The sequence below is a fragment of the Thermaurantiacus sp. genome, assembly GCF_053487655.1.
In genome coordinates this window covers 1-12,301 of record NZ_JBRCLD010000078.1, presented here as the reverse complement: position 1 = coordinate 12,301, position 12,301 = coordinate 1, and the positions used below count along the sequence as shown (strand labels likewise).

General features: G+C 64.8%; 12 protein-coding genes and 1 tRNA gene. 2 read left to right on the top strand and 11 right to left on the bottom strand.

The annotated features are described in order from the left end of the window. A partial coding sequence (gene cydB, locus ACWIQA_RS08080; RefSeq protein WP_448582560.1) for a cytochrome d ubiquinol oxidase subunit II occupies positions 1–1,018 on the top strand: 1,018 nt, incomplete at its 5' end. Between the two features lie 12 nt (positions 1,019–1,030). Beyond that, complete coding sequence (gene cydX, locus ACWIQA_RS08075) at positions 1,031–1,138, top strand: cytochrome bd-I oxidase subunit CydX (RefSeq protein WP_448582559.1); 108 nt, start codon at positions 1,031–1,033, stop codon at positions 1,136–1,138. A gap of 621 nt (positions 1,139–1,759) precedes the next feature. Here the strand turns inward: cydX and ACWIQA_RS08070 are convergent. From ACWIQA_RS08070 to ACWIQA_RS08020, 11 genes are all read right to left on the bottom strand, one after another. Then, positions 1,760–1,834, bottom strand: a tRNA-Val gene (locus tag ACWIQA_RS08070). 85 nt (positions 1,835–1,919) lie between these two features. Beyond that, complete coding sequence (locus ACWIQA_RS08065; protein ID WP_448582558.1) at positions 1,920–2,723, bottom strand: hypothetical protein; 804 nt, start codon at positions 2,721–2,723, stop codon at positions 1,920–1,922. 5 nt (positions 2,724–2,728) lie between these two features. Beyond that, on the bottom strand, positions 2,729–5,071 hold the full coding sequence (locus tag ACWIQA_RS08060) for a TonB-dependent receptor (protein ID WP_448582557.1): 2,343 nt from the start codon (positions 5,069–5,071) through the stop codon (positions 2,729–2,731). 235 nt (positions 5,072–5,306) lie between these two features. Further along, a complete protein-coding gene (locus ACWIQA_RS08055) occupies positions 5,307–6,515 on the bottom strand; it encodes an acyl-CoA dehydrogenase family protein (protein ID WP_448582556.1) in 1,209 nt (402 codons plus the stop codon). After that, a complete protein-coding gene (locus tag ACWIQA_RS08050) occupies positions 6,515–7,246 on the bottom strand; it encodes a ThuA domain-containing protein (protein WP_448582555.1) in 732 nt (243 codons plus the stop codon). The genes ACWIQA_RS08055 and ACWIQA_RS08050 overlap by 1 nt, the downstream gene beginning before the upstream one ends. A gap of 73 nt (positions 7,247–7,319) precedes the next feature. Further along, on the bottom strand, positions 7,320–8,087 hold the full coding sequence (locus tag ACWIQA_RS08045) for an SDR family NAD(P)-dependent oxidoreductase (protein WP_448582554.1): 768 nt from the start codon (positions 8,085–8,087) through the stop codon (positions 7,320–7,322). Between the two features lie 18 nt (positions 8,088–8,105). Next, on the bottom strand, positions 8,106–9,248 hold the full coding sequence (locus ACWIQA_RS08040; RefSeq protein WP_448582553.1) for a thiolase family protein: 1,143 nt from the start codon (positions 9,246–9,248) through the stop codon (positions 8,106–8,108). Next, complete coding sequence (locus ACWIQA_RS08035; RefSeq protein ID WP_448582552.1) at positions 9,245–9,658, bottom strand: Zn-ribbon domain-containing OB-fold protein; 414 nt, start codon at positions 9,656–9,658, stop codon at positions 9,245–9,247. The genes ACWIQA_RS08040 and ACWIQA_RS08035 overlap by 4 nt, the downstream gene beginning before the upstream one ends. After that, positions 9,658–10,743: an acyl-CoA dehydrogenase family protein gene (locus ACWIQA_RS08030; RefSeq protein WP_448582551.1), complete on the bottom strand. Its 1,086-nt coding sequence runs from the start codon at positions 10,741–10,743 to the stop codon at positions 9,658–9,660. The genes ACWIQA_RS08035 and ACWIQA_RS08030 overlap by 1 nt, the downstream gene beginning before the upstream one ends. Continuing rightward, entirely contained in the window at positions 10,740–12,008 is a 1,269-nt protein-coding gene (locus ACWIQA_RS08025) for a cytochrome P450 (protein WP_448582550.1), read from the bottom strand. The genes ACWIQA_RS08030 and ACWIQA_RS08025 overlap by 4 nt, the downstream gene beginning before the upstream one ends. A gap of 53 nt (positions 12,009–12,061) precedes the next feature. Then, the coding region (locus ACWIQA_RS08020) for a limonene-1,2-epoxide hydrolase family protein (RefSeq protein WP_448582549.1) at positions 12,062–12,301 on the bottom strand (240 nt) is incomplete at its 5' end.

The following is a 12,301-nucleotide window of genomic DNA, read 5'->3' as shown; positions in this document are numbered from 1 at the left end:
AGATGATGTTGAGCGGCGCCTTGTCATCAACTCCATCGGCCCGACTTGGGAGGGCAACCAGGTCTGGTTCATCCTCGGCGGCGGCGCCATCTTTGCTGCTTGGCCCCACGTCTATGCAGTGAGCTTCTCCGGCTTCTATCTTGCGATGTTCGTGGTGCTGGCGGCGCTTATCCTGCGCCCCGTCGGCTTCAAGTATCGCTCGAGGAACCCGGACCCGGCGTGGCGAAGCATGTGGGACTGGGCACTCTTCATCGGCGGTTTTGTGCCGGCACTGGTCTTCGGTGTCGCTGTCGGCAATGTGCTTTTGGGCGTGCCATTCCGCCTCGATGACAATCTGCGCTCCGTCTATGAGGGGGGCCTCCTTGATCTCTTCTCGCCGTTCGCCCTTGTTGCTGGCCTTGTTTCGGTTGCCATGCTGGTTCTCCACGGCGCGGGCTGGCTTTCCATCAAGATCGAGGACGGCCCGGTGCTCGCCCGCGCCCGCCGCTTCGGCACAATTGCCGCCCTCCTTGCTGTCGGGCTGTTCCTCGCTGGCGGGCTGTTCGTGGCCTTCGGTGACCTCGGCTACCGGCTCGACGGCCCGGCCGATCCAAACGGGCCCTCGAACCCGTTCTTGACTGGCGCTGTCGCCGCCCCTGGCGCCTGGCTCGACAATTACCGGCTCGCGCCCTGGACGCTCGTGGCACCGGCGCTCGGCATTCTCGGCCCGCTTGCTGCCCTCTTTGGCATCTGGCGCCGTGCGGACCTTTTCGTCTTCCTTGGCTCCTCTCTCGGGGCCTTCGGGATTATTTCGACTGTCGGCCTTGCGATGTTTCCCTTCCTGCTGCCGTCGTCGCTCGATCCGGCCTCGTCGCTCACGGTGTGGAACGCCTCCTCCTCGCATCTGACGCTGTGGATCATGCTGCTCGCCACCGTCTTCCTGCTGCCGCTGGTGCTGCTGTACACCGCCTGGGTGTTCCGGGTGCTGTTCGGGCGCGTGACGACAGAAGCGGTCCGCACCAATCCCGACTATTACTGAAGGACGCGTGCCATGTGGTATTTCGCCTGGATCCTCGGTGTTGGCCTGGCGGTCGGAGTGGGGATCCTGAACGGGCTCTGGCACGAATATCAGGCAAGCGAGCGCGGCGAGGACTACTGAGAGCGCCCCTCGGGGTGGCTGCTGCCGTTTGACCAAAGCCAAGACACCTTCCTCATCCGCTCGTCCTTCCACCAGCGCGGAAAGCCCCTGCCCCGCTTGCCAACACGCAAAGCCATAGGGATGGCACGCTTGCAGACTGCCAGCTCTGGCCTCGCCTGCGGGCACCGGGCGATCTCGCGCGCACCATGACCTGCGCTGGCCATGTCGAGCGGCGTGGCCAGGGTCTTGCGCCAGCTTGCAAGTTGGTCAGATACCCAGCTCCCCAGCCTGGCCAGGCTCACCGCTGCCATCCGCTTCGGGGTTTGTCGCGTGCGTCCAGCTCAGCACCGCAGCCGCCGCGCCGAGCCGAAGCTGACCACCCCGACTCCGGTCTCCCCTTTTGCGGTGCAAAGGCGGGAGCGTGGGCCTTGTCCGCCGCAGAGCTCGAGGCTCTCATCGCCGACTTCGTGCGGATCGGCCGCGCCGCCATCCTTGATTTCACTGCTCCGTGCGCGCGGGATCAACCCTTGCTGCACCGCCTCTGCCAGTTGCGCACCGATCTGGTATCTCGGGGATTCTTCCCGGCGTTCATCGATTGGATGGCGAGTGGGCCGGGCCTTGTTTTGGCCTCATCCAGTGCAATGGTGGGCGCGGCAAGGATTGAACTTGCGACCCCTGCGATGTCAACACAGTGCTCTACCACTGAGCTACGCGCCCGCACCACCGCGCTACGCGCCCGCACCGGGCGGAAGCCGTCGCATAGGGGAGGCCGGCCGCGCCCGCAAGCCCTCTTTGGTTTGCTTCAGCCAGCCTGAAGCTTCCGGATTTCGGCAAGATCAGCTGGTGGCTGCCGCCACAGCGGGGCCTGCGTTTCAACATAGCGGCGCATCCGCTCGGGCATGTCGGTGAAGCGCTCGTGGCGGCGCGTGATGAGGTGGAGGACGACCGGCCCGCCACCGAGCGCAGGCGGGCCCTCGCCGGTGCGCAGCCAGGAAAGGACATAGGTTGAGGGATCTGCATCCGGGTCGACCACGAAGTCGTAGTTTTCAAACGCCTGCATCCGCGCGCCCGGGCCAAGCGGCAGGTCGAGATAGACGGGAGCGGTGAAAATGAGAGTCCGGCCCTGGCGCCGCACCGCCATGTTGCGCCCCGGGCCGATGCGGGTGAGCCGCGCGCCTGCGCCTTGCTCGACGAAGGTCTCCACCCAGTCTCCAGCCAGGCGATAGGTAATGAACTGATAGGGGTAGGCAATGGGCGGCACGGGCACACCATCGGGCCCTTTTAGGACTTGCCCCGTGCTCTTGTCGCGCCAGACATAGATCTTGCGGTTATACTGGTGCGCGAGGGGCTGGCCCGGCTCGGGCCAGTGGACACGCGCCGTATCAAAGCCTTCAAGAAAACCGAGAAGCTCGCCCGAGGGGAAGGACCGGACCGTCCCTTCTGAATACCAGAAAACCGGCTGACCCGTGCCAGCCCTGATCTTGACCCAGGCATCGAAACGTGCCCGGTCGAACCCGCCTTCGGCGATAAGCCCCTCGGTTGAGCCCAAGAGCGGCGTGGCAAGCCCTGCGAGCCCGACGCCGAGGATGGCCCGTCGCGCGAGCATCGCGCTCAGAAGCCAGCGCGCAAAGCAACACCGAACTGGCGCGCTGGCGCGCCAGTCACCAGCGGCGCCTGGACCGAGAAATTGACCGAATCGAAGAAGCGCACCCCGGCAACGGGAGTTGTGTCGTTGGTCAGGTTGTTCGCAAAGAACTGGATGCCGTAGCGCGGGTTGGCGACTTCGAGCCGGAGGTCGAGTGTCGTCTTGTCACCGAAGAAGGCGAAATTCTCAGCTCTAAGCCAGGATTTGGACTGCCAGGAAAGGTCCACCCGGCCCGAAAGTTCATAGTCGGCGACAAGCGGCAGGCTCACGCGCGGGGAGACAAGGAACTTGTGGGTCGGAACATAGGGCAGCTTTTTGCCATCATAGTTGAGCGGTGGCAGGCCAAGTGTTGCAAGCTGTGCGCGCAGGGCGTCGTCGACGAACGCGCGATACTCGGCCTTGGTCCAGGCATAATTGCCAAGAATCGACAGCCAGTCGGTCACCCGCGCCACGAAATCGGCTTCGACACCGAAGACTTCGGCCTTGCCTACGTTGCAGACATAGGTCCGTTGCGTCGTGGTCCCACCAAACTCCGGCGGATTCTGGCAGGCGACCTGCTGGTCATTCCAGTCCGTGTAATAGCCAGCGATATTGGCAAGCAGCCTGCCATCAAGCCAGCTGGTCTTGAGGCCTGCCTCATAGTTCCAGCTGAACTCTTCGTCATAGGTCCGCTGGGCGTCGGTGATGTTGAGGTTGGTGTTGAACCCGCCCGTCTTCACGCCCTTGGCAACCGAGCCGTAGAGCATCCGCCCCTCGCCCAATCTTGCATCGACAATCACGCGCGGAGTGACGAACTCGAAATCCCTGGCAAGGTTGAAGACGCGGGTCGAAGGGCCGGCAGGCACGCCTGTGCGGGTCGGCGCCTGGCGGAAGGTCTGGCGCTCGCTCTCGTAGCGAAGCTCGCCAGTCAGCCCGAGCCAGTCGATTGGCCGGAGCGTGCCCGAAGCGAAGACGGCCTTGCTCTTGGTCGTGGTAATCTGGTTCGGATAGCCAAAGTTGTTGGCTGTCGTCTGGGTAAGCGGCGCCAGACTCCGGTCGATCCCGTTCGTGTCATTGTCGAAAAAGAAGCCGCCAAGAAGCCAGGCGAAGCGGCCTTCGCCGTTCGAGGCCAGCCGGATTTCCTGCGCCCAGTCCCGAAGATAGCCGGTGTTTGAGGAAGTGGCGAAGCGCGAGGCACCAAGCGCGATAGCAGGCACGAACGGGAAGCCGAAATTCGGGCAGCCTGTGGATGGCGGCGCGGTCGAAGGCGTGTCGCACCGCGTGTTGTCGCCATCAAAGGTGTAGTTGACATTGCGCTTATCATAGGAGGTGAGCGAGGTGAGAGTCGCAAAGCCGGCGTCCCACTCGAGCTTCAGGTTGGTGCGCAGCGTATCGCCGCGGCTGCCATAGAAGCCTGTGATCGGGTCGGGCAGGGTGTTCACGGTCACGCCCTTGCGCGGGATGGTCGGCAATTCGCCCTTGTAGAAGAAATTGCGCACCGTCCCGGCCGGTGAGCCGCCAGGCCGGCCAGGATTTGCATTGGTGCGGATCACGTTGGAGGGCGGCTGGCCGCTGTCTTCTTCAGTATAGGTGAGGCGAAAGGTGGCAAGGACGTTCGGTGCTGCCTGCAGCTCGACCACGGCCTGGGCGCCAAAGTCCTTGCTGAAGTCGACTCGGCCGCCGTCGATGCTGCTCCGGTAGAAGCCGTCGGTCTCGCGGTAGAAGCCGGCAAGGCGCACGCGGACCATGTCGGCCACCGGGCCGGAAATGCCGCCGATGACTTTGACAAGCCCCTGGGTTCCAACCGAGAGTTCGCCCTCACCGGTCCAGACATCGCTCGGCCGCTTGGTAATGTAGTTGATGGCACCTGCAAAAGTGTTCCGGCCGTAGAGTGCTGATTGCGGGCCTTTTACCACCTCGATCCGCTCAAGATCATTCATCTCAATGTCCACTCCCGCCTTGCCCGAGAGATAGACTCCATCAAGGAAAACGCCGACGTTGAGCACTCCGAAGGTCTGGGCGGCACCGCGGATGATGGGAAGCTGGTTCTGGGCTCCGAACAGCGGTGTGAAGTTGAGACCGGGCGTGAGCTTGGCAAGGTCTGCAAGGCGCTCGATCCGGGCGCTTCTGATCTCCTCGCTTGTAAAGGCGGAAATGGCGAGCGGCACCTCCTGGAGCGACTCTTCGCGCTTCCTTGCTGTGACCACAATGTCGCCGAACATCACATCCTCGCTCGCAGCGACTTGCTGCGGTGCGGCAGAGGGCGCTGTCTGGGCCAGCGCGTCGGTGGCAAGCACGGTTGCAGTGGCAGCAAGAAGGAAGGCGCGCATCCAGGTTCCCCTTCCGGTCATCTTTCCGTCACGGTGCCAAAGGCCGGGCAAATTTGTCCAGACAACTTTGCACAGGTCGCGATGGAAGGCCGCCTCTGTTGCCAGAATGTCGCAGGGCTCGCTTGCTGCCATGCCTGCCCGCTTTCGCCCCCTGGCCGCCGGGCCGCAAACGGTTTGCCCGGGAGCTTGCCCTTTCTCTCCTCGTGCGCGCTCCTGGTTGCGCTCGCAAAGCGTCTCAGAGGCCGAGCACTTGCTTGGCGATGATACCCTTCTGCACTTCGTTCGAGCCGCCGAAAATGGTCCAGGCCCGGCCATTCAAATAGGTCGGCATGGCGAGCTGGGCTTCGCGGCTTCCCACCGGCTCGGGGGCGCTGTTGCCGTAGAGCGGCCTCTGGGGCGGAAGCTGCAGTCCCAGCGGCCCAAAAATGTCGATTGCAAGCTCATCGATGCGCTGGCGCAGGGTCGAGGCGAGCAGCTTGACAAGCGAAGTCTGAGGCCCTGGCGTTCGGCCCTTGGCAAGATCCGCAAGGATCCTGAGTTCCGTCGTCTCGAGTGCGAGGGCCTGAAGCTCGAGCGAGACGAGACGCGCTGCCATGGCGGGCTGGTGGCCGAGGGCGCCATTGACACCCGAAGGCTCGGCCTCGGCAGCTGCGCGCAGCTTTGCAATATCAGCAAGAAGGCGCGGTGCAGCACAGCTTCCGCCGCGCTCATTCTCGAGCAAGAACTTGGCAATTTCCCAGCCCTGGCCTTCGCGGCCGACGAGGCAGTCGGCAGCCGTCTCGGCATCGTCCAGGAACACCTGGTTCACTTCATGGTCGCCAGCGTGGGTCACAATCGGGCGAATCGAGATGCCCTTCTGGTGCATGGGGACGAGGAGGAAGCTGATTCCGGCCTGTGGCTTTGCCTCCGGGTCAGTGCGGGCCAGGCAGAACATCCAGTCCGCATAGTGGGCGTGGGTGGTCCAGATCTTGGTGCCATTGATAATGTAGCGGTCGCCGCGTCGCTCCGCCCGGGTCTTCAAGGAGGCAAGATCGGAGCCGGCACTGGGCTCGGAATAGCCCTGGCACCATTTCTCCGACGCATCGCGGATCCTCGGCAGGAAGCGGGCCTGCTGTTCCGGTGTGCCATAGCGGCACAGCACGGGGCCGATGAGCTTGAGGCCCAGCACCGACAGCGCCGGGGCGTCCGCAAGTGCGCACTCCTTCTCGAAGATGTAGCGCTCAGTCGGACTCCAGCCCGTGCCGCCATGTTCCTTCGGCCAGTGATAGGCAGCCCAGCCGCGTGCGTTGAGCGCGCGGTGCCACTCGTCGCCGATCTCCGGCTCGACGAAGACAGATGGCGTGTTGCGCGCACCCTCGCGGACATGGGCGGGAAGGGCGTCGGCAAGGAAGGCGCGCACTTCGTCGCGGAAGAGCAGTTCGGCAGGCGTCAGCTCCATGTCCATCAGTCGATCTTTCCCAGTCCCCATGCGAGGCAGCGCCGGAGCAGGCGATAGTGCACCGGATAGTTCCAGGCGCAGCGTTCCGGGTGCGTCCAGAACGGCGTGAACACCGGCAGGTCAAAATGCCCGCGCGCATGCCCCAGCGCATAATAGAGTACGCGCCCCTTTCCTTGCCGCCGCTGGTAGAGGATCGGGACCTCTGCATCTTCCCAGTGCGACACCACGAACCCGGTCGCCTCGCCCGTGAAGCGGGTGGCAAGATAGATTTCGAGATCATCGGCAAGACGCCGCTGGAGATAGAGTTCGTCGACCACCTCGAAGGGCGCTTCGCCGGCCACCAGCGGGTGGTCGGAGACGACATCCACTCGAAACGGGCCGATGGGCGGATGGGCGACGAACTGGGTCCCGATGAGGGCCATCACATCGTCGCGCTCGGCCGGGCTGTCGACGAGACCGTCCGCGCGGAAGCGCAGGATCGAGTTGGTGCCATGCAGCACCAGCCAGCGCCCACCCGCCTCGAGCCATGCCCGGATGGCAACCGTCTCAGGCGGCGTTGGCACCAGATCAACCGTGTAGGAGACAAGCAGGCTGCACTCGGCAAGCCGGTCGAGATCGCCGAAATCCGGCGCCACACTCGCCCGGATGCGCGGCTCCTCGGCAAAGAGCTTCAAAAGCTCGAGCCGGGCAAAGTCGATGTCGTGATATTTCCCGCCGGCGACCAGGTGCACCTGCACGGGGCCACTCCCTGCGCCCGTTTCGCCTTCGCGGCGGATGCCTTTGTCCGCGTGTCCTTCCATGTCGTCCTCCTCAGTCCCGCAGGTGGCCGCCGCCGTCCACGGGAATCTGGGCGCCAGTCGTGAAGCTCGCCTGGCGGCTGGCAAGAAAGAGGATGGCTTCTGCCACTTCGTCGGCCTCGCCGATCCGGCCCATGGGGTGCGTTGCTGCAAAGCTTGCCTCGGCGGCCTCGCGGTCATCGGCCATGGCGATGTAGCGCTCGTACATCGGCGTGCGGATCGCACCCGGGTGCACCGTGTTCACGCGGATGGGAATGCCAGCGCGGGCGAAATGGAGCGCAGCCGATTGGGAGAGCGCAACCATCCCCGACTTCGATGCGCAATAGGCCGCAAAGATCGCCCCCGGGCGCAGCGAGAGCATGGAAGCGATGTTGACGATCGCGCAAGCGCGGCCGCTTGCCTTCATGGCTGGCGCGGCTTCCTGCATGCCGTAGAAGACTCCATGGAGATTGACGGCAAGGTGCCGTTGCCATGCATCGTCGCCCAGGGTCTCGATGTCGGCTGGCTCGGAAATGCCAGCGCCATTCACAAGGATGGTGAGCTTGCCAAACCGCGCCACTGTCGCATCGACAGCTGCCTTCCAGCTCGCCCGTGAAGTCACATCGAGCAGAACGCCGAGCACATCGCCGCGCAGTGTCTCGACAGCACCGGCAAGCCGGGCAGAATCGATGTCAGCAATGGCGACCTGTGCGCCTTCGGCAAGGAAGCGCCTGGCGGTTGCAAGGCCGATCCCGCCGGCCGCGCCGGTCACCAGCGCGACGTCTCCCTCGAGCAGTCCCATGTCCCTCCCTTTCCCGCCTCAGCTGGCGAGGATTGTCACAGCAGACAGGCCCGGTGCGCCATAGACATGGCTGTAGCCGATGCGCGCCCCCTCCACTTGCCGCGCGCCCGCCTGGCCCCGCAGCTGGATCACATTTTCATAGATCTGCCGCAAGCCCGAAGCACCGATCGGCTCGCCACATGCGAGGCAACCGCCATCGGTGTTGATGGGCAGGGCGCCGCCGATCCGGGTCCGCCCCTCGGCAAGCCAGGCTTCCTGCTCGCCATCGGCGCAAAAGCCGTTCTCGGCCATGTGCATCACTTCCGCGCCGCTCTCGGTGTCCTGCAATTGCGCCACATCGACATCCTCGGGCCCGAGACCCGCCGCCTCAAAGGCAGCCCGGCTTGCAAGCACTGTCGGCGAGGGCCCGCGCTCGAGGTCAAGCGACGGCGAGAAGACCTCGAAGCTGCCCGGTGGCCGGGTGCGCACCACGGTCGCCTTCACATAGACGGGCTTTGCGCCCAGTTCGCGCGCCTTCCTGTCTGAGGCAAGCACGAGGGCGACTGCACCTTCCGAGGGCGAGCAGAACATGAACTTGGTGAGCGGGTCGTTGACCATCTGGCTTGTCATGATGGTCTCAAGATCAACCGGCTCGCGCCGCCAGGCATGCGGTGCAAGCGCGCCATTGGCAAAGGCCTTCTCTGCCACCCGGCCGAGCGTCAACGGCGTGATCCCGAACATTTCCATGTAGCGCCGGAGCTTCAGCGCAAAGAACTGGGTCGTCAGCATCATCCCGGTCGCGCCATACCAGTCGGGCAGGCCCCAGTCGGCGGGCTCGGGGTTGAAGCTGCCACGCGGATGCTTGTCGAACCCGACAACGAGCGCAAGATCAGCCTCGCCGGCGCGGATGGCGTTGGCTGCCGAGTAGAGCGCCGAGCCTCCGGTTGCGCAGCCATTGGCGACATTGAGGAAGGGAAGGCCAGTGAGCCCGAGGTCGGCGACCATGGTGTCGGCATTGCCGGCGGCTGCCGAGCCACCGAAGGCGATTTCGATGTCGGGCCAGGTCACTCCCGCATCCGCAAGGGCGTCTCTTGCGGCAGCTGCCCCCTGTTTGAGGCCGGAGACCCCCTCCGTCCGGCCGAAGCGGTGGATCCCAGCGCCAATGATGGCAACGTCCCTCATGGCTCCTCCTGCGGTTCGTCCGGGGGTCCAAAGGCGTAGGTGAGGCGCTCGCCGAAAGGCACGAGGCGGAGCTGACAGGGAAGGCCGACCTTCAGCGCGTCGAAGGCAAAACCGTCGAACCGGCTTTCGACAATGACGGCACCTGGCAGCTCGACATAGCCGAGCGCATAGGGCTGGAACGGAATTTCCTCCGGCCCGGCATAGGGCGGAGCCTTGGGCGGGAAGCGCTGCACCGTCCAGCTCCAGATCCGCCCTTCGCGCGGCAGCCGCACGGGCTCGAAGCGGTCATGATCGGCCGGGCAAGGGAAGACGATGCGCCCGCTCGCCCGCTCGCGGCCACCGATGAGCGACGGCGGTGGCCCCACGTCAAAGAGGCCCTCGGCAATCGGTGGCAGGGCCGTACGCGTCATCAGGCCGCCTCGGCGTAGCGTGCAGCCGCAACACTTGCGTCGCCGTGCAGGCGGGAGAGCATCTGGATGCGCTTCAAGCCATGGCCGATGATGAGCTCGTCGGTCACGCCCATGCCGCCATGGAACTGCACGGCCTCATGCGCAATCGAGAGTGCGGCTTCGGCAACGAAGGCGCGTGCTGCCGCAATCGCTGCCGTTTCGCGCCGCGCTGCCGCCCGATAGACCATCGAGCGCGCTTGCTCGAGCGCGGCATAGCAATCGACCATGCGGTGCTGGATCGCCTGGAACCGCCCGATCGGCTGGCCGAACTGGACTCGAGTCTTCACATAGCCAAGCGTCTGGTCGAAGAGCATTTGCGCCACGCCCAGCATCTCGGCGGAAGCCGCAAGCCACGTCCGGTCGAGCGCAAGATCAAGGGCGTCGAGGGCATCGCATTCGAGGAAAGTGGCGGGCACCTCATGCAGCACCAGCTCAGCGGCAAGGCTGCCGTCAGCCGCCACCCAGGGGCGCTTCTCGACTTTATCTCCATCCACCAGGAACAGCCCAATCCCGGCGCGGTCCCGAACATCGCCAGCGACTCGGGCTGAGACCACGAACAGGTCAGCGGCGCCCCCCTGCCAGACCGCCGATTTGGCGCCCGAAAGCCGCCAGCCCGGCCCATCTGCGCGCGCCCGTGTCTCGACATGGTGAAGATTATAGCGTCCACCGCGCTCGCCAAGTGCCGCTGCTGGCACTGCCCCGCCGGCAATCACCCGGCCAAGTGCTGTCATATCCTCGCCTGCCTCGATGAGGGAGCCAGCCATCACCAGCGCTTCGGTAAAGGGCTCAAGCGCGAGGCTTGCCCCCAGCGGCTCAGCGACTGCGATGAGATCAACGGGCCCGCCGCCGAGCCCGCCGGCGTCTGCGGCAAAGGGGAGTGCAAGCACGCCGAGTTGCGCCAGCTCCTGCCAGCCGGCGCGGTCAAAGCCACCCTTGTGCTGGCGCTGGGCCCGCCGCTTCGCGGTATCGAGGCCATGCCGCCCGGCCGCCCAGCGGGTGACGGTCTCGCGCAGCAGCAGCTGCTCTTCGGAAAAGTCGAAGTTCATGCAGCCACCGCCTGCCGCCGCGTCAAGACCACGGGAAGGGCAGCAAGCCCGCGCAGGAACATGTTGGGCTTGGCAACTGGAACCGCCCCCGGCGCCAGGGCAAACGTCTCCACCCGGTCGAGAAGTTCCTGGAAGGCAACCACCAGCTCGCGCCGGGACAGCATGTTGCCAACGCACATGTGGATGCCCCGGCCGAAGGCGAGATGGGTCTTCGCGTTCGCCCGGGTCACGTCGAACCGGTCCGGGTCAGGATAGCGCGTGGGATCACGGTTGGCGGCGGCAAAGCGCACCATCAACATGGTGCCGGCCTTGACCGGCACGCCCGCCACTTCGGTGTCCCGCTTCACCACCCGGAACAGCCCCGAAGTCGGGCTTTCGAGGCGCAACATCTCTTCCACCATGTTGGGGATGAGGCTCTTGTCGGCGCGCACCTTCGCAAGCTCGGCGGGGTTGTTGATGAGCATGACAAGGCCGCCAGCGAGCGTCGATGTGGTGGTCTCGTTGCCAGCCACCATCAGCTGCTGGAGGATCGACATGATCTCGGCATCCGACAACGGGTTCTCGCCATCGACGGAGGCATGGACGAGATCATTGAGGAGATCATCGGTTGGCCTTTCTCGGCGCGCATCGATGAGCGTCTTTGCATGGTGCTGATATTCCACCACTTCGCGCGCGCATTCGACCTCCCGCTCGCGTGGGATCATCCGGCCGAGCCGGTCGGCGAACGCATCCGACCAGCGCTTGACGGTGGCAATATCCGTCGAGCTTTCCATCCCGATTTCCGAGGCGATGACCGCAACCGGCAGCGGCACGGCGAAATCCGCAACAAAATCGACGACCTCGCCCCGGTCTGCCTTGGCGAGCATCGCCTCGATGAGCTCAACGGCAATGTCGCGGATCTTGCCCTCGATTGAGTCCACGCGCTTCATCGAGAAGGCGAGGTTGACGAGCTTGCGGAAGCGGGTGTGGACCGGCGGGTCGGCAGTCAAGAGCGTGTCGACTGCCGGCCAGCCGGTATCGAGAATGGCCTTCACTTCCGGGTCGCTCGCGCGCGCCCCCGAAAGCGCATCACCGAAATCATTGGAGAAATCCTCGACTCGGCCGAGCACATCGACGAGTGCGTCATAGCTTGCGACATAGGTGATGGGCATGCCCGGCACCTGGAAGACGGGCGCCGTTGCATGGACTTCGCGGTAGAAGTCCCACGGGTCGGCGAGCACCTCGGGGGCGAACGGGTGGCGGGAGAGGGCAGGCGTGTCAGACATGCGCCAAGATTAGCGCTGCTGCGCCCTTTCCTAGCCCGCGCCAAAGTGACAGGCTAGGCAGAAGGGGAGAGCCCCATCTGCTTCGTAAACTGGCCGAGATCAAAATAGTCGCGCCAGTGGGTGATAAGGCCATCCGCCGTCTCGAATGCGCCCATCACGCGAATCGCAATCTCCCGCCCGTCGGCAAGCGTGAAGCGGTCAGTGCGCTCGGTCAGAACTGTTGGCCCGTTTGCGGCAATCGCGTGCACTTCCCAGTCCATGCGGGTTGCCGGCAATTGGCCAAGAAATCCGCG

Excerpts from the sequence above, each read along its gene's own strand:
- cydX (WP_448582559.1), top strand. The coding sequence starts at position 1,031 with ATGTGGTATTTCGCCTGGATCCTCGGTGTTGGCCTGGCGGTCGGAGTG.
- ACWIQA_RS08065 (WP_448582558.1), bottom strand. The coding sequence starts at position 2,723 with ATGCTCGCGCGACGGGCCATCCTCGGCGTCGGGCTCGCAGGGCTTGCC.
- ACWIQA_RS08060 (WP_448582557.1), bottom strand. The coding sequence starts at position 5,071 with ATGCGCGCCTTCCTTCTTGCTGCCACTGCAACCGTGCTTGCCACCGAC.
- ACWIQA_RS08055 (WP_448582556.1), bottom strand. The coding sequence starts at position 6,515 with ATGGACATGGAGCTGACGCCTGCCGAACTGCTCTTCCGCGACGAAGTG.
- ACWIQA_RS08045 (WP_448582554.1), bottom strand. The coding sequence starts at position 8,087 with ATGGGACTGCTCGAGGGAGACGTCGCGCTGGTGACCGGCGCGGCCGGC.
- ACWIQA_RS08040 (WP_448582553.1), bottom strand. The coding sequence starts at position 9,248 with ATGAGGGACGTTGCCATCATTGGCGCTGGGATCCACCGCTTCGGCCGG.
- ACWIQA_RS08035 (WP_448582552.1), bottom strand. The coding sequence starts at position 9,658 with ATGACGCGTACGGCCCTGCCACCGATTGCCGAGGGCCTCTTTGACGTG.
- ACWIQA_RS08030 (WP_448582551.1), bottom strand. The coding sequence starts at position 10,743 with ATGAACTTCGACTTTTCCGAAGAGCAGCTGCTGCTGCGCGAGACCGTC.
- ACWIQA_RS08025 (WP_448582550.1), bottom strand. The coding sequence starts at position 12,008 with ATGTCTGACACGCCTGCCCTCTCCCGCCACCCGTTCGCCCCCGAGGTG.